The organism is Streptomyces sp. NPDC002619, assembly GCF_042889305.1.
Classification (GTDB): Bacteria; Actinomycetota; Actinomycetes; order Streptomycetales; family Streptomycetaceae; genus Streptomyces.
The window spans coordinates 1-21,174 of sequence record NZ_JBIAQV010000053.1 but is presented as its reverse complement, the minus strand read 5'-3'; the positions used below and the strand labels follow the sequence as shown (position 1 = coordinate 21,174).

At 70.1% G+C, this 21,174-nt stretch carries 21 protein-coding genes, 1 tRNA gene and 1 pseudogene; 11 read left to right on the top strand and 12 right to left on the bottom strand.

The window, feature by feature from the left end; all coding sequences use genetic code 11:
• Position 1 precedes the first annotated feature (1 nt).
• Both ACFYXB_RS39600 and ACFYXB_RS39595 read right to left on the bottom strand, forming a co-directional pair.
• On the bottom strand, positions 2-1,405 hold the full coding sequence (locus tag ACFYXB_RS39600) for a glutamine synthetase (protein ID WP_389589856.1): 1,404 nt from the start codon (positions 1,403-1,405) through the stop codon (positions 2-4).
• 45 nt (positions 1,406-1,450) lie between these two features.
• Complete coding sequence (locus ACFYXB_RS39595; RefSeq protein WP_389589854.1) at positions 1,451-2,263, bottom strand: SAM-dependent methyltransferase; 813 nt, start codon at positions 2,261-2,263, stop codon at positions 1,451-1,453.
• A 177-nt stretch (positions 2,264-2,440) separates the two neighbouring features.
• Here ACFYXB_RS39595 and ACFYXB_RS39590 point away from each other — a divergent pair, with 177 nt between their 5' ends.
• The 3 genes from ACFYXB_RS39590 (at position 2,441) to ACFYXB_RS39580 (ending at position 5,564) form a co-directional block, all read left to right on the top strand.
• Positions 2,441-3,304, top strand: coding sequence for a Cof-type HAD-IIB family hydrolase (locus tag ACFYXB_RS39590; RefSeq protein ID WP_389589879.1), 864 nt, complete (start codon positions 2,441-2,443; stop codon positions 3,302-3,304).
• Positions 3,305-3,469: 165 nt separating this feature from the next.
• Positions 3,470-4,657: a thiolase family protein gene (locus ACFYXB_RS39585; RefSeq protein ID WP_351358133.1), complete on the top strand. Its 1,188-nt coding sequence runs from the start codon at positions 3,470-3,472 to the stop codon at positions 4,655-4,657.
• 133 nt (positions 4,658-4,790) lie between these two features.
• Positions 4,791-5,564: a sulfite exporter TauE/SafE family protein gene (locus ACFYXB_RS39580; protein WP_351358204.1), complete on the top strand. Its 774-nt coding sequence runs from the start codon at positions 4,791-4,793 to the stop codon at positions 5,562-5,564.
• 3 nt (positions 5,565-5,567) lie between these two features.
• Here the strand turns inward: ACFYXB_RS39580 and ACFYXB_RS39575 are convergent, their stop codons facing one another.
• Entirely contained in the window at positions 5,568-6,353 is a 786-nt protein-coding gene (locus ACFYXB_RS39575) for a TIGR01458 family HAD-type hydrolase (protein ID WP_389589852.1), read from the bottom strand.
• 48 nt (positions 6,354-6,401) lie between these two features.
• Here ACFYXB_RS39575 and ACFYXB_RS39570 point away from each other — a divergent pair, with 48 nt between their 5' ends.
• Positions 6,402-7,160, top strand: coding sequence for a cobalt-precorrin-6A reductase (locus ACFYXB_RS39570; RefSeq protein ID WP_389589851.1), 759 nt, complete (start codon positions 6,402-6,404; stop codon positions 7,158-7,160).
• Between the two features lie 4 nt (positions 7,161-7,164).
• Here the strand turns inward: ACFYXB_RS39570 and cobF are convergent, their stop codons facing one another.
• Positions 7,165-7,938, bottom strand: a complete 774-nt coding sequence (gene cobF, locus ACFYXB_RS39565; RefSeq protein ID WP_389589850.1) for a precorrin-6A synthase (deacetylating) — start codon at positions 7,936-7,938, stop codon at positions 7,165-7,167.
• A gap of 57 nt (positions 7,939-7,995) precedes the next feature.
• Positions 7,996-8,526, bottom strand: coding sequence for a DUF309 domain-containing protein (locus ACFYXB_RS39560; protein ID WP_389589848.1), 531 nt, complete (start codon positions 8,524-8,526; stop codon positions 7,996-7,998).
• 100 nt (positions 8,527-8,626) lie between these two features.
• On the opposite strand from ACFYXB_RS39560, the gene ACFYXB_RS39555 reads away from it, so the two are divergent.
• A tRNA-Pro gene (locus ACFYXB_RS39555) sits at positions 8,627-8,700 on the top strand.
• Here ACFYXB_RS39555 and ACFYXB_RS39550 read toward each other — a convergent pair.
• The 3 genes and pseudogenes from ACFYXB_RS39550 to ACFYXB_RS39540 all read right to left on the bottom strand — a co-directional run bounded on the left by ACFYXB_RS39550 (position 8,666) and on the right by ACFYXB_RS39540 (position 10,073).
• The gene (locus ACFYXB_RS39550; protein ID WP_389589847.1) at positions 8,666-9,046 is read right to left on the bottom strand and encodes a hypothetical protein; all 381 of its coding nucleotides are present in this window, start codon (positions 9,044-9,046) and stop codon (positions 8,666-8,668) included. The two genes, ACFYXB_RS39555 and ACFYXB_RS39550, sit on opposite strands and share 35 nt — an antisense overlap.
• 116 nt (positions 9,047-9,162) lie before the next feature.
• Positions 9,163-9,393 (bottom strand): annotated as a pseudogene (locus ACFYXB_RS39545) (carboxymuconolactone decarboxylase family protein); the annotation flags it as partial.
• 110 nt (positions 9,394-9,503) lie between these two features.
• Positions 9,504-10,073, bottom strand: coding sequence for a TetR/AcrR family transcriptional regulator (locus ACFYXB_RS39540; RefSeq protein ID WP_389589846.1), 570 nt, complete (start codon positions 10,071-10,073; stop codon positions 9,504-9,506).
• 115 nt (positions 10,074-10,188) lie between these two features.
• Here ACFYXB_RS39540 and ACFYXB_RS39535 point away from each other — a divergent pair, with 115 nt between their 5' ends.
• The gene (locus tag ACFYXB_RS39535) at positions 10,189-11,610 is read left to right on the top strand and encodes a carboxypeptidase regulatory-like domain-containing protein (protein WP_389589845.1); all 1,422 of its coding nucleotides are present in this window, start codon (positions 10,189-10,191) and stop codon (positions 11,608-11,610) included.
• A gap of 267 nt (positions 11,611-11,877) precedes the next feature.
• Here ACFYXB_RS39535 and ACFYXB_RS39530 read toward each other — a convergent pair whose 3' ends face one another.
• Together ACFYXB_RS39530 and ACFYXB_RS39525 are read right to left on the bottom strand one after the other, a co-directional pair.
• Positions 11,878-12,804 carry an alpha/beta fold hydrolase gene (locus ACFYXB_RS39530; RefSeq protein WP_389589844.1) on the bottom strand — a complete coding sequence of 309 codons (927 nt, stop codon included), beginning with the start codon at positions 12,802-12,804 and terminating at the stop codon, positions 11,878-11,880.
• A 51-nt stretch (positions 12,805-12,855) separates the two neighbouring features.
• Entirely contained in the window at positions 12,856-13,521 is a 666-nt protein-coding gene (locus tag ACFYXB_RS39525; RefSeq protein ID WP_389589842.1) for a DUF4097 family beta strand repeat-containing protein, read from the bottom strand.
• Between the two features lie 234 nt (positions 13,522-13,755).
• Here ACFYXB_RS39525 and ACFYXB_RS39520 point away from each other — a divergent pair, with 234 nt between their 5' ends.
• The 3 genes from ACFYXB_RS39520 to ACFYXB_RS39510 all read left to right on the top strand — a co-directional run bounded on the left by ACFYXB_RS39520 (position 13,756) and on the right by ACFYXB_RS39510 (position 16,860).
• Positions 13,756-14,511, top strand: coding sequence for a helix-turn-helix domain-containing protein (locus tag ACFYXB_RS39520; RefSeq protein WP_389589840.1), 756 nt, complete (start codon positions 13,756-13,758; stop codon positions 14,509-14,511).
• Between the two features lie 423 nt (positions 14,512-14,934).
• Complete coding sequence (locus ACFYXB_RS39515; RefSeq protein ID WP_389589839.1) at positions 14,935-16,281, top strand: NAD(P)/FAD-dependent oxidoreductase; 1,347 nt, start codon at positions 14,935-14,937, stop codon at positions 16,279-16,281.
• A 237-nt stretch (positions 16,282-16,518) separates the two neighbouring features.
• The gene (locus ACFYXB_RS39510; protein WP_389589838.1) at positions 16,519-16,860 is read left to right on the top strand and encodes a hypothetical protein; all 342 of its coding nucleotides are present in this window, start codon (positions 16,519-16,521) and stop codon (positions 16,858-16,860) included.
• A gap of 257 nt (positions 16,861-17,117) precedes the next feature.
• On the opposite strand, the gene ACFYXB_RS39505 is transcribed toward ACFYXB_RS39510, so the two are convergent.
• Positions 17,118-17,705 (bottom strand): hypothetical protein, encoded by a 588-nt coding sequence (locus ACFYXB_RS39505; protein ID WP_351360512.1) that lies wholly within the window; start codon positions 17,703-17,705, stop codon positions 17,118-17,120.
• A gap of 259 nt (positions 17,706-17,964) precedes the next feature.
• On the bottom strand, positions 17,965-18,159 hold the full coding sequence (locus ACFYXB_RS39500; RefSeq protein WP_389589837.1) for a hypothetical protein: 195 nt from the start codon (positions 18,157-18,159) through the stop codon (positions 17,965-17,967).
• Between the two features lie 745 nt (positions 18,160-18,904).
• On the opposite strand from ACFYXB_RS39500, the gene ACFYXB_RS39495 reads away from it, so the two are divergent.
• Together ACFYXB_RS39495 and ACFYXB_RS39490 are read left to right on the top strand one after the other, a co-directional pair.
• Entirely contained in the window at positions 18,905-19,831 is a 927-nt protein-coding gene (locus tag ACFYXB_RS39495) for an RNA polymerase subunit sigma (protein WP_389589836.1), read from the top strand.
• 363 nt (positions 19,832-20,194) lie between these two features.
• Positions 20,195-21,124: an RNA polymerase sigma-70 factor gene (locus tag ACFYXB_RS39490; protein ID WP_389589835.1), complete on the top strand. Its 930-nt coding sequence runs from the start codon at positions 20,195-20,197 to the stop codon at positions 21,122-21,124.
• Positions 21,125-21,174: the final 50 nt, after the last annotated feature.

Below are 21,174 nucleotides of genomic sequence, written 5' to 3'. Positions count from 1 at the left end.
GTCAGTACGTCCAGCGGTAGGCCGCCGCCACCCGCGCGTCGTCGAATCCGTCGACGGCCGCGGCCTCCCCTAGCCGTACGGCCGTCACCGCGTCGGCCAGGACCGGCCCCAGCGCGGCGCGCAGCACCTCGTCCGCGCGGAACCCCTCGACCGCCTCCGGCAGCGAGGTCGGCAGCCGCCGTACGCCCCGGGCCGCCGCCTCCTCGGCGTGGAACCGCGCCGGATCCCCGGTGATCTCCTCCGGCAGGACCGCGCCGGACGCGATCCCGGCGAGCCCCGCGGCGACGACGCAGCCGAGGGCTAGATACGGGTTGGCGGCCAGGTCGACCGGCTTGACCTCCAGGTTGGCGTCCCTATCCCGGCGGCCGAGCGTGCCGGTGACCACCCGCAGCGCGGCCTCGCGGGTCTCCCGGCCCCAGGCGATGAACACGCCCGCCCACTGGGAGGGTCTGAGCCGCAGATAGCTGGCCGGGCTCGGTGCCGTCACGGCGGTCAGGGCGGGCAGGTGGGCGAGCACGCCGGCCGCGAACGACTCGGCCGTGGCCGTCATGCCGTACCGGCCACCGCCCCCGGCGTGGAGGTTGAGGCCGTCGCGCCAGCAGGACAGGTGCAGATGGCCGCCGTTGCCCACGCCCGTCGCGGACACGGCCGGGGCGAACGACACCCGTAGTCCGTGCCGCTGGGTCACCGCGCGGATCGTCTGCCGTACAAGGACGCTCCGGTCGGCCGCCGCCACCGGGTCCAGCGCGCCCACCGAGACCTCGAACTGCCCGGCCGCGTATTCGGGATGGACCTGATCGACGTCCACCCCCTGCGCGGCGAGGGCCGCGAGCAGGTCGGCCGTGTAGTCGCTCAGCTCGACCTGCCGGGTCGCGCCGTACGCCGGGCCGGACACCGCAGGGACGAACTCCCCGTCGGGTGCCTCGCCGAGCCCGACCGACCATTCGATCTCGACGCCCGCCTTGAAGGTGAGGCCGAACCGCTCCTCGGCGTCCGCGACGGTCCGGCGCAGAAAGGTGCGGCTGCAGCCGGGGTGCCGCTCGCCCTCCTGGGTGATCCGGTCGACGGGGGCCCAGGCCCAGCCGGGCTGCGCGGCCAGGACCACCAGCCGGTCCAGGGCCGGGTAGAGGCGCAGATCGCCGTCCGGCGAGCCGAGCACGTCCGTGGTGACGACGGAGTCGTCCGACAGGAACGTGTCGAAGACAGGGGACATGCCGACGCCCCAGGCCACCGCGTCGGCGAGCCGAGCCGTCGGAACCGTCTTCACCCGGCCGACGCCCGCCGTGTCGACGTAGGCCAGGACGATCCCGCGCACGCCCCGTCCGGCCAGCTCGGCCGCGAGTTCCGTGGCCCGCTCGACATCACCGGGACGCCCGCCGGGCACGGGGTCGGCAAGGGTGGCCATACGTCCTCCTCGACGCACTCGGCTGCTCGGCTGCGGTCGTGCGGGTCAGGGTTTCACGGCCACCGCGCCGAACTGCGGCACCGCCGCGGGGGAGTCGGGCCCCGCACGCCACTGCGAGCACGGCACCAGGCCGGGCTCCAGCAGCTCCAGGCCGTCGAAGAATCCGGCCACCTCCGCGCGGGCGCGGGCGGTGATGGGCGGGGTGGCGTTCGCGTTCCAGAACTCCATGGCGGCGACGTTGCCCGCGCCGCCGAGGTCGGCGTCGAAGGTCGGGTGCGTCAGCACGAGGAAGCTGCCGGAGGGCATCGCCGCCATCACCCGGTGCACGATGTCCCGGGCCCGGTCGGCGTCGAGCACGAAGTTCAGGATGCCGAGCATCATCACCCCGACCGGCCGGTCCAGGTCGAGGGTCTCAGCGGCGCGGCGCACGATCGCGTCCGGATCGTGCACATCGGCGTCGATGTAGTCCGTGACGCCCTCGGGGCTGCTGGTGAGCAAGGAGCGGGCGTGCACGAGCACGATCGGGTCGTTGTCGACGTACACGATCCGTGACTCGGGCGCGATCCGCTGCGCTATCTCGTGGGTGTTGTTCACGGTCGGCAACCCGGTGCCGATGTCGAGGAACTGCCGCACACCGCGCTCACCGCCCAGGAACCCCACGGCCCGCCCCAGGAAGTCGCGGTCCGCGCGCGCCACGGCCCGGATCACCGGGAACATCCCGGCGACGTGCTCGCCGACCTGCTGGTCGACCTCGTAGTTGTCCTTGCCGCCGATCCAGTAGTTCCAGACCCGCGCGTTGTGCGCCACTGAGGTGTTCAGCCTCGTCGGTCCGTCCGCCGGGGGATGGCCCTCGCTCACGTCGCCGCCCTTCTCACATGGGGTTGTCCACCGGCATTGTGCCGCCCGTTGATCGGGATGTCCCGGGTATCGGCACAGCGGGCGGTTCCGGGACCGTACGGCCCATGCGTAACACTGGTGCGCGAATACGTCCGTATGACCGTCCACCGTACGACCGTCCCCGACCGGAAGCAGGACATGCCCGCCTCCCCCGCCCCCCTCCTCACCGCGTCCGGCCTCCCCGCGGGCGCCGCCGACATCAGGCTCGTCGTCACCGACATGGACGGCACGCTTCTCGACGACGCCAAGCGGATCCCCGCGGGCCTGTGGCCGATGCTGGCCGAACTGCGCCGCCGCGGTGTCCTGTTCAGCCCGGCCAGCGGCCGCCAGTACGCCACGCTGGCCCGGCAGTTCGCCGACGTCGCCGAGGGCATGGTGTTCATCGCGGAGAACGGCACCTATGTGGTGCGCGACGGGGTGGAACTCAGCGCCGACCCGCTGGACCCGGCCGTCGCGCCCGAGATCGCCCGGACCGTACGACGCCTCGTGGCCGGCGGCACCGACGTGGGCGCCGTCGTCTGCGGCAAGCGGTCCGCGTACGTCGAGCGGACCGACGAGGCCTTCCTGGCCGAGGTGCGGCGCTACTACGTCGAGCACCGGATCGTCGAGGACCTCACGACCGTCGACGACGACGTGATCAAGGTGGCGCTGTTCGACTTCGGCCCGGCCGAGCGGACCACCGCGCCCGCCCTGGCGGACTTCGCCGCCACGCACCAGGTCGTCGTGTCCGGCGAGCACTGGGTCGACGTCATGAACCGCACCGCCAACAAGGGCGCCGCCCTGCGCGGCCTCCAGCGCGAACTCGGCATCACGCCCGCGCAGACCATGGTGTTCGGCGACTACCTCAACGACCTGGAGTTGCTGGACGCCGCCGACTGGTCCTTCGCGATGTCCAACGCCCACTCCGAGGTCATCCGCCGGGCCCGCCACCTGGCCCCGTCCAACAACGACAACGGGGTGCTCCGCACGATCGGCCGGGTACTCGGGATTCCGGTGGACTGAGCAGCCCGTGCGCTCGCCGTTCGGGGGGGAGCTTCCCAGCGGGCGGGGCGGAGGTCTATAGTTCAAAACTAGCAGTGCTAATTAAGTGGGCGGTGCCCGGTCGGTCATGGGCGGTGCCCAGCAGGCCCCAGCTGATCCACAGCGCCGTCGGTCAGGAGTCCTCTCGTGCGTCCCGTCCACTTCGCGGCCGCCCGCCGCACCCCCATCGGCAAGCTGCGCGGCGCCCTGTCCTCCGTACGGCCCGACGACCTCGCGGCGACCGTGATCCGCCACCTGGTGGCCGAGGTGCCCGCACTCGACCCGGCCCGTGTCGACGACGTGTACTGGGGCGCCGCCAACCAGGCCGGCGAGGACAACCGCAACGTCGCCCGCATGGCCGCGCTGCTCGCCGGCCTCCCCGAGACCGTCCCCGGCGCCACCGTCAACCGGCTCTGCGCCTCCGGACTCGAAGCGGTCACCACCGCCGCCCGCACCATCGCCGCGGGCGAGGCCGACATCGTGATCGCGGGCGGCTCCGAGTCGATGAGCCGCGCCCCCTTCGTCCTGCCCCGCCCCGACGAGGCCCTGCCGCACCGCATGGAGACCGCCGACACCCGCCTCGGCTGGCGCCTGGTCAATCCGGCGATGAAGGACCTGCACGGCGTGCTCTCGATGGGCGAGACGGCCGAGGAGGTCGCCGAGCGGTACGGCGTCCCGCGCGAACGCCAGGACGAGTTCGCCCTGCGCAGCCACCAACTGGCCGCCGCCGCACGCAAGAACGGCCACTTCGACGATGAACTCCTGCCCGTGGAGCGCCCGGACGGCATCGTCGTCGACAGCGACGAGTGCGTCCGCGAGGACACCTCGCTGGAGAAGCTGTCCAGGCTCAAGCCGGTCTTTCGCGCCGGTGGCACCGTCACGGCGGGCAACGCCTCCCCGATGAACGACGGCGCGGCCGGACTCCTCCTGGTCAGCGAGGAGGTCCTGAACGAGCTCGGCTTGGAGTCGCTCGGCCGGTACGTCGCCGGTGCCTCCGCCGGTGTCCACCCCGACGTGATGGGCATCGGACCGGTGCCCGCGACCCGGAAGGTGCTGGCGCGGGCGGGCTGGGAGATCGGCGACCTCCAGGAGGCAGAGTTCAACGAGGCGTTCGCCGCCCAGGCCCTCGCCTGCGTCGACCAGCTCGGCATCGACCCCGACCTGGTCAACCCCAGCGGCGGCGCGATCGCCCTCGGCCATCCGCTCGGCTGCTCCGGCGCCCGTATCCTCACCACTCTCCTGCACCGCATGCGCCGCACCGGCGCCGGGCGGGGCCTGGCCACCATGTGCGTGGGTGTGGGCCAGGGGAGCGCGGTGCTGGTCGAGCGGCACTGAGGCATCTCGAACCAGGTTCCCCGGGGCGCCGTCGGGCCGGCACACGTACCCGCACGGTGGGCTCGGGGTCACCAGGCGAGACGCTCCTTACGCGGGACGGATGCGTGGGCATAGCATCGGTCTCCGCATGAACATGAACACGATGACGCTCTGGCACATCACCGGCTGGGAGTTCGCCGCGCTCGCCTTCGCGGCGCTCCTCGTCGGCTTCTCCAAGACCGCGGTCAGCGGGGCCAACACGGTCAGCCTCGCCATCTTCGCGGCCGTCCTGCCCGCCCGCGCCTCCACCGGCATCCTGCTGCCGGTGCTCATCGCCGGCGACGTGCTCGCCGTCGCCACCTACCGGCGGCACGCCCACTGGCCCACGCTATGGCGGCTGTTCCCGGCGGTCGCGGTGGGCGTGGTCGTCGGCACGCTGTTCCTGGTCTGGGCCGACGACGCGGTCGTACGGACCTCGATCGGCGCGATCCTGCTGCTGATGGCCGGGGTCACGCTGTGGCGGCGGCGCACGGCGGACAAGGAGGACGAACCCGACACGGTCGGCACCCGGGCCGGGCGCACCAAGGCCCGCTCGTACGGCGTCCTCGGCGGCTTCACCACCATGGTCGCCAACGCGGGCGGCCCGGTGATGTCGATGTACCTGCTGTCGGCGGGCTTCCGGAAACTGGGCTTTCTCGGGACGTCGGCCTTCTTCTTCCTCATCGTGAACGTGTCCAAGGTGCCCTTCAGCGCGGGCCTCGGCCTCATCGACAGACGCTCGCTGCTGCTCGACGCCGCGCTCGCCGTGTTCGTCGTGCCCGGCGCGTTCCTCGGCAAATGGGCTGTGAACAGGATCAACCAGCGACTGTTCGAGCAACTGGTGATCGCGGCGACGGTCATCGGCGGCGTCCAACTGCTCCTGCGCTAGCGGCTACCGCGCGAGTCCCAGCAGGGCCGGCAGGTCCGCGAACGAGTCCACCACGTGGTCGGGTGTGCCGCTCGCCCTCTCATGCGTCTCCGGCAGGTACTTGCCCGTACGCACCAGCACGCCCGTGAGCCCGGCGCGCTGCGCCGCCAGGACGTCCGACTCGATGTCGTCGCCGACCATCAACGCCCGCTCCGCGCCCACGCCCAGCCGGGCCAGCGCCGCCGCGAAGAACGCCGGTGACGGTTTGCCGGTGACCTCCGCCTCGACTCGCGCGGCGCGCTCCAGACCGAGCAGGAACGCGCCGGTGTCCAGCTGCAACCCGGCGTCCGTACGCCAGTACAGGTTACGGTGCATGGCCACCAGCCGCGCCCCGCGCTGCAGTTGCCCGAAGGCCCGGTTGAGCGCCGTGTACCCGAACTCGGGACCGGCACCGCCGACCACGACGACATCGGGTTCGGCGTCCTCCCCGACAAGCGTGACACCACTCAGATCCTCCTCGATGTCCCCGCTGTTGAGCAGGGCGCAACGGGCGTCCGGATAGTGCTCGGCGAGATGGGCGGCAGTGACCGCGGGCGCGGTCAGCACGTCCTCGGCGGTCACATCGAAACCGGCCCTGGACAGCGTCTCGGCGATCGACGCCCGCGTCCGGGACGTCGTGTTGGTGACCAGCGCGACCCCGAGCCCGGAGGCACGGATCTCCCGCAATGCCGTCACCGCACCAGGCAACGGCCGCCAGGACACGGTGAGCACCCCGTCGATGTCGATCAGCACGGCACGCACGGATTCCATGCCGGGACGATAGCGGGCCCTTCGGGGGTCACCCCGTACGCTCGCCCCATGACCCGGCATGTCCTCGTCCTCGGCGGCACCACCGAGGCCCGGCGGCTCGCCGCCGAGCTGGCCGCGCGGCCCGGCGTCCGGGTCACCACCTCGTTGGCCGGGCGGGTGGCCCGGCCCGGCGCGCTCGACGGGGACGTACGCATCGGCGGGTTCGGCGGCGCCGAGGGGCTGGCCGCATGGCTGCGGACCCAGCACGCGGACGCCGTCGTCGACGCCACGCACCCCTTCGCCGTCGGCATCACGGCCAACGCGGCGCGGGCCGCCGCGGCGACCGGGGTGCCACTGGTCGTCCTGCGCCGCCCCGGCTGGCAGCCCGGCCCCGGCGACGACTGGCACCCGGTCCCGTCCCTGGCGGCGGCCGCGGACGCGCTGCCCGGCTTCGGCCGCCGGGTGTTCCTCACCACCGGCCGCCTGGGTCTGGTGGCCTTCGCCCACCTGACGGAGTGTCACTTGGTCGTACGGACCGTTGAGCCGCCCGAGCCACCGATGCCGCCGGACGTCGAAGTGATCCTCGCGCGCGGGCCGTTCACCGTCGCAGACGAGCTTTCCCTGCTGCGCGCCCACCGCATCGATGTACTGGTCACGAAGGACAGCGGGGGAGAAGCCACGGCCGCGAAACTCGCGGCCGCACGGCAACTGGGACTACCCGTGGTCGTCGTACGGCGCCCCCCGCTTCCGGAGGGCGTGACGGCGGTCCCGGACGTGAATGGCGCACTGGACCACCTGGGTCTCGACCGGCCACGACCGAGGCCCTGAGCCGCTACTCGCCCCCGGGGTTGCGGCGCAGCAGGTACGTGTCCATGATCCAGCCCTTGCGCTCCCGGGCCTCGGCCCGCAGGCGTTCGATGCGTGGGCCGGTCTCCGCGAGCGGGCCGGACGCCAGGATCTCGTCCGGGGTGCCTATGTACGCGCCCCAGTAGATGTCGATGTCCTCGTCGGCGTACCGCCGGAAGGTCTGCTGGGCGTCGAGCATCACCACCACGTCGTCCACCCCCTCCGGGAAGCCCTCGGCAAGCCGCCGCCCCGTGGTGATCTGCACCGGCCTGGCCACCCGGTTCAGCCCCGTGCGGTGCCGCGCCACGAGCGCCGAGACACTGCTGATCCCGGGCACCACGTCGTACTCGAAGTCCACCGTGCCCCGGCCGAGCACCTCCTCGAGGATCCCGAGCGTGCTGTCGTACAACGAAGGATCCCCCCACACCAGGAAGGCACCGCTCTCGTCTTCGCCGAGTTCGTCGGTGATCAGCCGCTCGTAGACGTCGGCGCGGGCACTGCGCCAGTCCTCGACGGCCGGCGAGTACGCCGCACCGCCCGCCCCGCGGTCCCGCTCCGGGTCGCGCGCCTCGACCAGCCGGTATCCGCCCTTGGGTATGTGCGTGTCGAGCATGTCCCGGCGCAGCCGCGTCAGATCGCTCTTCACCTCGCCCTTGTCGAGGATGAAGAACACGTCCGTGCTCCGCAGCGCCCTGACCGCCTGCAGGGTGAGCTGATCCGGGTCGCCCGCGCCGATACCGATGACATGAATCCTTCGCACGCCCCGAGTCTGCCGCATGCCACTGACAGTCCTTACGGCGCCTCCGCCCGGCCGCCGCTACGACGCCCCGCGTCCCCGCAGGTGAGGCGCAACTTCCCGGGCATCGACCGCACCGCCGCGCTCCACGGTGTCCGCCAACTCACGCGCCCACCCGACGAGTCCCACGAGATCCATCCCGTACGGCCGCGACTCCCCGCTCCGTGCCGCCCACTGCTCCACGGCATCCGCACCCCGCCGCAGCAGCCGCGCACCGCCGGTGACATTGCCGCGGGCCGCGTGCGTGAGCCCCACGGCCAGCTGGGCGAGCCCCCGCCACAGCGTGCTCTCACTGTCCGGACCGGACTTCCAGGCGTCCTCGAACACCTCGTGCGCATGGAACGGCTTCCCGTCGTCCAGCAGCTTCTGCGCCTGGGCGACCGTCTCCCGCGGCGTACGGACGACGCCCTCGGGCTGCCGCGCCACGCCCTGAGCGCCGTACGGCAGTGGCCGTCCGAGCCCGTCCCGGGGCCGCGCGTTGCGCGCCCGGCCCTCCCGGTCCCGGTCCCGTTCCGTCACCGACCGCCTCGAAGACGCGCCTCCGCTTCCCATACGACCGATTGTCCCCCGCCCGGTCCGGCTTCGGGGTGGCCCGGGACGTGGGGTAAAGTTCTGTTCGCGTGATCACGCGAATCACCGTGTGTGAGCGCACCGGGACGTGGCGCAGCTTGGTAGCGCACTTGACTGGGGGTCAAGGGGTCGCAGGTTCAAATCCTGTCGTCCCGACGGTGCGAAGGGTCTTCGCAGGCGAGAGCCTGTGGGGGCCCTTTTCGCGTGAGTCGTTTCCGGCTTTGAGCATGCCGCTCATCGGCGCTGAGAGCAGTCCGCTGACCGTCATCCCCCGTCGCATGGTGATGCCTGGGGTTTCGAGGGCCGCCTCGAGGAGCGCCGCCTTGAGGACCGGCCGCCGGGTGGCCAGCGTCCGGAACCGCTTGTCGTCGGGCTGCTCGGCGCCCGTGCCTCCGATGCCCCAGGCTCCGCCGATCATGGTGTGATCGCGGGCTCCCAGTTCCTTGAGCCGGGTCACGGTACCCGGCAGTTCGTTGGCCAGGATGCGCAGTCCGCCCGGCATCAGACAGTGGGTCAGCGCGAACTGACTGACCCCGGGACGCTTCCAGTCCGTCCAGATGTGCTGGGCGTCACCGTTGGGGTGCGCCGGGTTCCGGTCGACGACGGTGACCCGCCATCCCAGGCGGCGACCAGGTTGAGGCGCTGCTGGGTCTCGCCGGCGTGGGCGGTGTCCTTGCTGTGCAGGTCGGTGCAGAAGCCGCAGCCGTTGATCTGGCTGGCGCGGAGCTTGACCAGTTCCTGGATCACGGTCGGCAGCGCCGAGTCCGGCACCACCTTGTTGGCCGAGTTGATGTGCCGCAGCACCTTGCCCCCGACGGGACTGCCGAAGAAGTCGAGACGTGCTTCCACGGTGATCTCCTTGCCGTAGTGCGGATACACACCAGTGACCGGATGGTCCCGCGACGTCTGACAGCAAGCGGGGACGGGCGGCAACGGCCGCCCCGCACCGGACCCGCGTGTCAGGCGGCCGCGGCCACCGCGGCCTCGATCAGGCGTCGGGCGGCCGCGTCGGTACGAGAGGCGTCATGCGTCACCAGGCGGTCCTGGCACAACCCGCGCAGCCCGGAGACGAGCAGCGTGGCCCCGGCCCGCGCCTGCTCCGGCGGGTGACCGAGGCGGACGTACGCGGCGGCGATCGGGCCGATCATCACCTCGACGGTATCGGCGGCGAGGCTGCCGTACTGATCCGGGTCGGTGGCGGCCAGGCTGAGCAGCTGCAGCAGCACGCGGATCGCTCCGGACTGCTCCCCGACGGTGATCGCTTTCCACAGGGCCTGGGCGGCCTCGCGCAGGCCGGCCGCGTCGTGGACGTCGTCGAACATCGCGTGGGCGTCGGGACGGCTGGAGGCCAGTGCCTGGGCCAACAGGTTCTCGCGGCTGCCGAAGTAGTACAGGAGCATGCGTTTGGTGGTGCCGATGGCCTCGGCGAGCGGACTCAGCGACAACTGCGCAAGACCGTGGTGCTGCAGGTAGTACACAACCTGCTTCAGCAGTTCGGCCCGCTTCTCGGCATTGACGGGGCGAGGCACGTTTTTGACTGTACCGGTCGGTACGCGTAAGGTCCACCAGGCGTAGATGTGCCGATCGGTACATTAACGAGGCCGCGCCGGTGGCGGCCGCGCGCGAGCAACGGAGAGTGGACCTGTGACAGACCGGATCGAGCGTCCCCGGGGCATACACGCCGGCAGGACCCTGGCCGAGGCCCTGTGGTTTCCGGCGGCACTCTTCCTCGGCCTTCTGTTCTGCTTCGCCCCGGCCCTGCACGCGCCCCAGCCGCACCACGCGAAGGTGGTGGTCGCTCACCGCGCACAGGAACGAAGGGTCGACACCGCGCTGCAGCGGCGCCATCCCGACGGGTTCGACGTCACCGCGGTGGCAGACGCCCGGGCAGCGCGCCGGGCGGTGCTGGACCGGGACGCCGTGGCGGGCTACGTCGCCGAGCGCCGACAGGGTGTGCTGTATGTGGCCAAGGCGAACGGCATGTCCCTCGAGCAGGCGCTGACCAAGGACTTCAGCGAGCTCGTGGCGCACGACCACCGGACGCTCAAGGTCACTGAAGTGGCGCCCACCGTGCGCAAGGACCAGATGGGCACGACCCTGGTCTACTTCGGAGTCGCCTGGAGCATCCCCGGCTACATCCTCGCCACGACCCTGCTGCGGGCGGTGACCTTCAACCGGCGCAGGAAACTGCTGACGATCGCGGGCGTCGCCGCCCTCTTCAGCATCGTGGGCTTCCTCATCGGCGTACGACTGGACTACATCCCCGACGAACCCTCGGCCCTGCCGATCGCCTTCCTGCTCACCGCGGCGGTGGCCACGTTCGCCTCCGGCGTGGCCCCGTTCACCAGGCAGTACTTCCCCGCGGTGGGCATGGGTCTGTTCATCGTGCTGAGTGTGCCCACCAGTGGCGTGGCGGCCGCCCCGATGCTCCCGACGTTCTTCCAGTACATGAACGCCGTCATGCCGCTGGCCAACGCGGTGGACGCCCTGCGGGGAGCCGTGTACTTCAACGGTGCGGGGGTGCTCAGGCCGGTCCTGGTGCTCTGCGCGTGGATCGCGACGGGTGTGGCCCTCCTGGGCCTGGACGCGTGGCGGCATCACCGGCGGACCGTACGAGCGGGCGCGCAGGACGAGATGGACGAGATGGACGAGATGGACGACATCGCGGAGCCGCCGGTGGAGGACCCGGCCGTGGAGACGCCCACGCCCACCGCGCTTCCGGTCCATCACCACCACTTCGGCGAGCCGGTGCCGATGCTGACGGGGACCGTCCGCGACACCGAGCAACAGCCCGTCCGACATGCCGCAGTGACCGTCATGGACACCGGCGGACGGCAGCTGGTGCGGACCACGACGAACGCCAGCGGGGAGTACGCCGTGACCGGTCTGTCCGAGGGCTACATCAGCGTCGTGGTCTCGTCCCGAGGGCGACATCCGGTGGTCCACCAGAAGCTGCTGCGGTCCGGTGCGGCCGCGCGGGCCGACTTCACCATGCGCGACCGCCCCGACGGGGAGTCATCTCGCGTGCTGTCCAACGGGATTGACCCGCACATGATGCGTGGGTGAGCAGATACGGCGGCCAACGGATCGCTGACGCGGCACCGTTGCTGCCGAGCGCCCCTCCCGGCCACCACCGCTGCCCCGGACGTACATGCTAGGCATGGGCACCGACGGTGCGGTGCGAGAGGAACAGGCGTCGGCCGATCTCGACCGCGTCCGTCTCGCGCAGGGGCCGCAGTCCTTCGCGCGGGACGGACGGGGTGAAGCACAACTGGACGATGATGACGATGGTGGCGAGGACGTGTAGTTGTCGTCAGTGCGCTGGTCGTGTCTTCAGCGCCCCCCGCGGTCGAGGGCGGCGACCTCGCGTACGGCCTCGGCGATGGCCGGGAAGTCCTTCTTGAGGATCGCACCGTGGTTGCTGGCGACCTTCGCGCCGATCTGGATGTTCGGGTTGTTGGCGGTCACCGCATCGAGGCTGGTGCGTATCCGTTCCTGCTCATCGCCGCGGCTTCCGAAGGACGTCCCCGAAGCGACCACATACCGCACCGGGACGGTGATGTTGTCCAGCACGGGGCCCAGTTCGCGCTCGCGGGAGAGCCTGCCGAGCTCGATGTTGCTGTTCGCCTGCTGTTCGGCGGTCATCCGCGGGGCCAGGCCCGTCGGGCGCAGCAGCGGCAGGAACCAGCTCATCCGCCTGAACAGCTTCCGGATCCGCTGCTCCATGGCCTCGTCGAGCCAGTCGTACGGGAACGCGCCGTCGACCAGGACCGCGCCCAAGGCACGCTCCGGATTCCGGCCGGCCCAGTGCGCCCCGACGAACGCCCCGTAGGACCAGCCCACCACCAGCGCCCGGTCCACACCCCTGGCCGCGACGACGGCATCGACGTCCCGGACGGCTGCCTCGAAGGAGTAGTCCGCGGAACGCTTCGATTTGCCGCGGGCCCGCTCGTCGTAGGTGATGTGCCGCCACCCCGTCCCCAGTTCGGCGATGGCCCGCCGCCAGTATCCCTGAGTGGCGAACTGGCCGTTGAGGTAGACCACAGGGATACCGGGACCGCCGGTGTCGGTGACGGCCAGGGCCGTGTCGTCGACCGGCACCATGCCGGTCCACTTCGAAGTGATCGAGGAAGTGCTGTTCTTCGTCATGTGTTCCACCTGGTCGCGTGAGAGCGTCTTGTACGACTTCTCCAGGCCCTGCACGTGGATCGCAGGCCCTTGGGACGGACGGCCGGGCGCGTCCTCGGCGACGACCGACAAGATCTCGATCGCGGTGGGGCGGCCCGGCCGGATGGTCCTGGTTCTGTTCCTTCAGAGGCTGCGGGCGGTGATGTCGCCCTGGGAGGTGGTGGCGCGGATGTCGAGTTCGGTGCTGCCGTCGTTCTTGAGGGCGTTGCTGATGCGGCCGTAGCCGGTGCCGGCGTCCAGGGCGGCCGAGACGCCGGCCGAGGCGACGACCGAGATGTCGCCGGACTGGGTGCGGAGCACGACCGTGCCGCGCACGGCCTCGTTGATCCGGATGTCGCCCCGGGCGGTGCTGATCTCCGCGGGGCCGCCCAGCCGGCCGACCTCGACGTCGCCGTCGATCGCGGTGAGGCGGACGCCCGCGGCCTCGTCGATCTTGATCTGGCGGTACGCGCCGTCGAAGGCGACGTCGCCGAGGCGTCCGACGCCGCGGAGCTCGGCGCTGGCGGCCTTGCCCTCGATGCGGGAGCCGGCGGGCAACTGGACGGTGACCTCCAGGGATCCGGAGGGGCCGAAGAGCTGGTTGTCGGGGGCCGGGGCCGTGATCCGCAGGACGCCGTCGGCGTAGGCGACTTCTGTCTGCTCAGCGGTCTTGGTGTCGCGGCTCTTGGAGGGGTTGGCGGGCCGGACCTCGACGGTGGTGTCGGCGCGGTCTGCGGCGATGAACTGGACGCGTCCGGCGGGAATGTTCAGGACGGCGGAGATCGGGGCGGGGGTGTCGAACTTCTGCATCGTGCTCTCCCGTGTTCGTTGTTTCTGACACCGGAAACGCTACGTTGCCTTTCAATATTCGACAACGGATCCGTTGCATTGAATCGACATATACGCAGGTAGAAAGCAGAAAAATGTTGCAACGGTCTTGAAGGTAACGCAACGATAGCTACCCTGATCATTGCAATGGATGAGAAGTGAACGCTATGGTGGGGGGATCAGGGACCGCCACGAAGGATCACCAAGGAGATCGCGATGCCGGGAGGCAGACTCACCCAGCAGGAACGCCAGCAGATCGCGCTGGGGCTGGCCGACAGCCTCCCCTACGCCGAGATCGCCCGACGCCTCGACCGTCCGACCTCGACGATCACGCGTGAGGTGATGCGCAACGGAGGCCCCACCGCCTACCGCGCCGACCTGGCCCACCGCGCCACTGAACGCCGCGCCCACCGGCGCAGGCAGGCCACGCCCCGGGGGTCGGAGGCACCCCCGCCGGCCCACGGGCGCGACGCCGAGGCCGTGCGCGAGTACGAGGAGACGTTCACCACCCTCCTCATGGCACAGGGCCTGCCCAAGATGATGTCCCGAGTGCTGACCTGCCTCTACACCACCGACGCGGGCAGCCTCACCGCGTCCCAACTCGCCCAGCGCCTCCAGGTCAGCCCGGCGTCCGTCTCCAAAGCGGTCACGTTCCTCGAGAGCCAGGGCCTCATCCGCCGGGAACGCGACGAACGCCGCCGCGAGCGCTACTCCGTCGACGACGACGTCTTCTACCAGTCGACGATCGCCGGCGCCCGGTCCAGCACCCAGCTCGCCGAGACCGCACGGCAGGGCGTCGGCGTCCTCGGCTCCGGCACCCCGGCCGCCGCCCGCCTCGAGAACATCGCCCGCTTCCTCGACTTCGTCGCCGAGGGCATCACCCGCGCCGCGGAACAGGCCCGCGAGGTCCTCCACACGAAAGCCGAACCGACCTCAGACAGCACTGCCGAGCCAAGTCCAGACCACGGATAGACAGCCGTCTCGACCGTCACAGCCATGAGACGAAGCCGGCTGCGTTACCGGGGAAACATAGGGTTCCACCACGGCGGCCGTCCGCGACAGCGCGCAGTCATCCGCACCCTCGCCGTCCAAACACCTCTGAGCCGCGGGCTCGCGTGTCGGAGCGGGGCGGCGTCCGGGCGAGTGACGGCTGCCTGGGGCTTTCACTGCCCGGCACCGTCACCGCAACACGTCGAGGTATCGGGCCAAGGAGTGATACCTCGACCGGCTCCACCCGTCCGGACGGACGGCAGCGCTGCCCGCGCCTGCGGCCTTGGCCGAAGCGCTTTTCGACCAGCCAGCGGTCAGCGCCGGCCTGCTGCGCCTGGCCCGCCACTGTCACACGGTCCTGCCCTGGCTTGTCTATGTGGTGTCGAACGACGAGCAGAGGGAATCATGCGTGAGATTGTGATCGTCGGTGGCGGCTACGCGGGCTTCTACACCGCATGGCGCCTGGAGAAGTCGCTTCGCAAGGGCGAGGCACGGGTCACGGTCATCGACCCACGTCCCTACATGACCTACCAGCCCTTCCTGCCCGAGGTGACGGCCGGATCGGTCGAGGCACGTCACGCCGCCGTGTCGTTGCGGCGGCATCTGCGCCGTACCCGGCTGATCGCGGGGAGCGTGACCGAGATCCGCAACGCGGACCGGACGGTCAAGGTCCGGCCTGTGAACGGCGACGACTACCAGCTGCGTTATGACGTCCTCGTGGTCACGGCCGGCGCCGTGACTCGCACGTTCCCCATTCCCGGGCTTGCGGAGGAGGCGATCGGCCTGAAGCACGTGGAGGAGGCGGTCGCCATTCGCGACCGGCTCATGACCGCGTTCGACCAGGCGGCGTCGCTGCTCCCGGGCGCCGAGCGGCGAAAGCTGCTCACCGTCACGTTCGTGGGCGGCGGGTTCTCCGGTGTCGAGGGCTTCGGTGAGCTGCTGTCACTGGCGACCGCGATGCTCAAGTCCTATCCGGAGCTGAGTATCGACGATCTGTCCTTCCATCTGGTCGAGGCCCGGGGCCGCATTCTGCCCGAGGTGGGAGACAAGCCCGGTGCCTGGGTGGTGGGCTCCTTGGAACGGCGTGGCGCGCGCGTGCACCTGAACACTCAGCTCGTGTCCGCCGCCGACGGACACGTCGTGCTCTCCAGCGGGGAGGAGTTCGATTCCGAGCTGATCGTCTGGACCGCCGGCAACGCCTCCAATCCGGTCGTGCACAATCACACGGATCTGCCGGTCGACGAGCGGGGCCTGATCGTGGTCCGCGCCGATCTCCGCGTGGGCACCGAACGCGAGCCCGTTCCGGATGTATGGGCGGCCGGAGACGATGCGGCCGTTCCCGATCTGGCCTCACCTGTGCCGGGGGCGCACACGGTGCCGAACGCTCAGCACGCGGTGCGGCAGGGCAAGCGCCTTGCGAAGAACATCGTGGCAAGCCTGCGGGGAGGCAGAATCCGAAACTACCGCCACGACAGCCTGGGAGTGGTGGCGACGCTGGGACTGGGACGCGGCATCTTCCAGTACAAGCGCATCGTCATCAAGGGACTTCCGGCCTGGCTGATGCACCGGGGCTATCACGTCCTGGCCGTGCCCACCTGGGAACGGAAGGCCCGCGTCCTTTCCGTCTGGCTCACGGCGGCCCTGTTCGGGAGAGACCTCGTCTCGCTGCTCTCTGTGCAGCACCCCCGGGACGCATTTGTCACGAGCGGTGACCCGGAGCGTTCCGACGCGAGCCGGGCGATCGACGCTTGAGCATGGCGGAGAGGCTCAGCCACTGACGGGCTGCACCTGGGGTGTGTGCCGACGCTCGGAGAAAACATGTCACACAGTGGTACGGGAGCGTGAAATATGTTGTGTCTGTCCGGTCGGGGTCCGTGGCGTCACCGTGCCCCCTGCCGGGCAGGCCTGGGGCGGGGAAGTACCACCCGGCATTCGACCTGCCCGGACCGGTCCTGCCGGGACCGGGCTCGTTCTCCCCTGGAGCAGACCATGAACGCAAGTGAGGAGGCCGCACGCGGCCTGACCGACATCGAACGGTTCCTGTACCGGCAGGCTCATCTGGAAGCAGCACGCCGGCGCGTAGAGGATTTCACCGCACGAGCGCCGGGGCTGACCAAGCAGCAGAGATTCGCCATCGAGCGCTGGTATCTGGCAGAGCAGAGACGCATTGCCCGCCTGGTGACCGAGCACATTGCCGACAGCGTCAACGTGGTCGAGGAGCAACACCGCATCCGCTTCGGGCGATGGCTCCGAGGAACACTCACCGCGATGGTTCTGATCACCGCTGCCATGGGGCTGTGCGTTGCCGTGGTCCTGGGAACCTCGAGCTGAACCGATGCGGCCATGGGATGGTCGCACGGTTCGGTGCTGGTGCGTTCGCCGAACGGACGGGTCGTGAGTCGCAGGACATCTGCGGGAGGTGCTCGCCGGATCAGGCACCGGCCGTCGGGGCGGCCGCTCGGCCGACGTCAGTGCTTCGGCCACCGGTGGTGTAGGGCGCTTCCCGCGCGGGCACTGCCGACCGCTGGATCCGGTACCGGCTTCCCCCACCGGATGCGCACGTCCGTGCGCCGGTCGCGGGCGTACGGCTAGGAACGCTTGGCGCGGTAGAGGCCTCGGCCGGTGCGCTGGAGACGGGACGTACCGACAAGACGATCGAGCGTGCTGCGGACCGCGTTGATGCTTCCGCTGTCGGTGTCACGGCCCAGAGCCGCGGCGACATCACGGGCCCGCACGTCGACATCGCCGACCTCGGCGAAATACTCCATGATCTGCTCGGTGAGCTTGCCGTATTTCGCCTGCCCCTCCGAGCCGGTGTCGGTATCGGCGGCACGCCGTGCGGCCCTGTCGCCCGCCGGCTTCCGAACCGCGCCGGACTGTGCAGTGACACTCGCAGGCCTGGAACGCGCAGCTTCTCTGTGCGGTTCGACAGGAGGCGTTGCCCGACCATGGTCCGGGGCCGCGACCTCGACAGTGCTCGGCGTGGGCGCGGCGGCCGGGCTGTGCATCAGGGTCTTGAGGGCACTCAGGGCCTGCTGCACCGAACCGAGATGCGCCACGACCGCGGCCAGTTCCCTTTCCAGCGCCTGCTTCTGGATCTGCAGGCGAGCCAGGTCCGCCTGAAGGTTCTCAGCAGTGATCTCAATGTTGCGCGCCGCGTGGGTTGCCGAGACCATGTGTTCCTCTCATCCTCGACCCTTCGTGCCGCGCCCCGGCACACCTACGGTGGCGCCCGGTCTGGACGCGGTCACGGGTACCCCTTGACATCATAGGCAGTGGCGCATCGGGTATGTAAGCACACCAGACGGGCAACAACGACTGTCAAGTGGCTGGGACATTGAGGTTGGGCCTGGACGGATTCGCGCCAGTCATTGCCACTGTTCGCGTCAGACGGGATGTGAAGAGCTTGCTGTCGGCGATCGGACGGTCTTGTGCCTACGAGGCATGCTGTCGGTCGGGTGCTCCCCGGTGATCCCCACTGTCCGCGGCCTGGGCGGAGGCGGCGGGCGCGCCGTGCAGCAGGCGCAGGGCGTCGGAGACCGTCGCGATCCGTGCGTCGAGCATGCCGATCTCCTGCTGAAGCATGTGGAGGCGGGCCTCGAGCAGGGCGGCCTCGGCCGCGAGAGACACACTGGCTGCGGCAGGGTCGGTGTGTTTTTCGGGGACTCGTCGTGACATCATGCGTCCTTCTGCGGGTCGAGCCGGGGGTCGTACGAAACCGGAGCGGGCGCGGGCGGGCACAGGACGCGTCGGACGCGCCGGTGGTCCTTGGCCCCCGAGGTCATACGTGCTCCCTTCCTTTCCCCGAGAACCTGTGCAAGCGGCGCGCAAGACGTCACTGGCATTGACCGAACAGCCGTGGGAGGTGTGACAACCGCACGTGCCGTGGGCCGAGCACCTGCTGGAGACCACCGGCGGGACGTACCACCCGCTCAGCGGGGGAGACCGCTGTCGCGACGTCGTTGCGGCATGACACGTCACAACATCCGTGCCAGTCCGGTCTAGTTGGCGAGTCGTCGAGATTGAGGAAACCATGCGCAAGATCCTGTGTCGTCGGGTACCTCTGCCCGGCGGAAGAACGCGAGAAGCGGCAGCACACCGGGCATACCGACGCCGCACCCGTCGTACCGCGCTGCCGTAGGCGACATGGCCGCCCTCTGGCCCAGGATTGCGTCACATCGTCCAACGGCAAGGCGCAAGGCCGTATCCGGAAGCCCTGAGCAGCATGGCGTCTTCACACGCCTGTGCGGCGTCGCGAGGCATGTCCCCGCACCGTCGACGTGGAGACCTGCCGACCGTCGTGCGCAGCCCGGCCAGCTGGATGACTGCCGCGGTGAAGGTGTGGTGTGGTGTTGTGCGAGAGGGAGGTTGCGGTATGGGCCGTGGGGATGACGCGGTGCCCATCGCGGAGCTGCTGGATGAGCGGCGGCATCTGCTGGATGTCGCGTACTGGATGCTGGGCAGCAGCGGGGAGGCCGAGCGCGTCGTTGATGATACGTACCGGCGGTGGTACGAGCTGTCGGATCCGGCGCGGGCGGGGATCACGGCGCCGCGTTTCTGGCTGGTGAGGGTCACCGGGAGCATCTGCCTGGAGCGGCTGGCTCTGTCCGGCCGGGAGGGGGACGCCGGCCGACCGGGCGGGGAGGACGGGCCGGATTCGCGCAGTCCCGCTGCGTTGTTGCAGGAGGAGATCGGCGCGGTTTTGTTGGATGCGCTGGATTCCCTGTCCCCGGCCGAGCGGGCGGCGTTCGTGCTCAACGATGTCTTCGGGATGGCGCCGGGCACGGTCGCGGACATCGTGCGGCAGCAGGAACCGGAGTGCGCCGAGCCGGCCGACCGTGCCCGGCACAGTCTGCGGGCCCGGCGTGCGCGGCCCACGGCACCGAGGCAGCACGACGCGGTGGCCCGCGCGGTGCAGGAGGCCTGCGTGCGGGAGGACGAGGCGCTCCTGGCGTCCTTGCTGGCACCCGATGCCACGGCGTTCTTCGACGGTGGAGGCAAGGTACGGGCGCTGGTCAAGCCGGTGCGGGGCAGCGCCCGGGTCGCGCGCAGTCTGCTGATCCTGCTGGCCGGCCGGCCGCGCACCGCCTTGCAGACCCATTCCGTCAACGGACGGACCGGCTTCGTGATGCGCTACGACCAGCAGGTCGCCGCCGTCATCAGCCTCGACATCGCCGGCCCCCAGGTCGTCCAGGTCTGGGTCATCCTCAACCCCGACAAACTCCGTACCTGGAACCAACCCGACGACCCTGTCGATGTGCCGAGCGCGCCCGACAGCTCGGCCGGCGTGCCCGGGGAATGAGAGCCCTCGGGCTCATCGACTGACAGACACGCCGCTCACGAGACGGTCCGGAGCGTCGCGTCGCGCGCGCCCGTTCGGCGGTTACACCTGCGAAGACCGAGCTCCGGGCACCGGCCGCAATTCGGCACGGCAGATCTGTCACAGAACGGGGAGGTGCGCGGTCAATGAAGCAGACGCGATTGGAGCAGCTGTGACATTCAGTGACCACGGCCTTTGTGGCAGCCACATATCACACCATGGAGCCCATGGAGGCCGGAGCGCTCTCGCCCGACAGCCTGCCCGCAGACCGGAACTTCACGCGGCCACCGCATGATCGGCCAACCCGACAGCACCGACGCGCGGAGGAACGGAGACAAAAGGATCATGCATCCCGAGACGTCCCCCACGGCAAGCACCCTGGACGAGGCCGTTTCTGTTTTCGTCGAGCTCCGTCCACGTCTCTTCGGCATCGCATACCGCGTGCTGGGAAGCGTGGTTGAGGCGGAAGACGTGGTTCAGGAAGTCTGGCTGCGCTGGCAGAGAACGGACCGCTCGGTCGTGGTCAGTCCTTCGGCGTTCCTGTCGAGTGCCACCACCCGCCTGGCTATCAATGTGGCTCAGTCCGCCCGCGTACGCCGCGAGACCTACATCGGCCCGTGGCTCCCCGAGCCCGTTGACACGAGTACCGATCCCGAGCTGGGTGCCCAGCGGGCGGAAGCCCTCGAACTCGCTCTGCTCCTCGTGCTGGAGAAGCTGACTCCCACAGAGCGGGCCGTATATGTCCTACGAGAGGCGTTCGACTACGCCTATGCCGAGATCGCGGAAATGCTCCAGCTCAGCGTCGTCAACGTCCGGAAGATCGTGAGCAGGGCCCGTAAGCATCTCGTGACCGAGCAACGGGAGACCGTGGACGCGGCGGAGCACCGGCAACTCCTCCATGCCTTCGTCTCGGCGGCGCAGACGGGAAATGTCGCCTCACTCGAGGCACTCCTCACCCCGGATTCCGTCAGCCTGTCCGACGGCAACGGCTTGCGGGGCGCGGCTCGCGTCCCCGTTCTCGGCCGCGAACGAGTGGCGAACCTCTCGACCTCCTATCCGCGGTTCTGGGGCGAGGTGGAGGTCCGCCCCGTCGAGGCCAACGGACGCGGCGGCGTGATGCTCTACCGGGACGGCCAACCACGGATCTTCATGACGATCGCCGCTTCGCACAAGGGCATTCACCGAGTGATGTGGATGTTCAACCCGAGCAAGATCGCCGCGTTCATCGCCTCTAGTGCTGTGACCGGAAAGGTTCACCGGGGTCGGGAGCAGTGACGGACCGGACGAGCGGTTCAAGGGGTCAGGCAGCCCGTGCACTGGGCGTG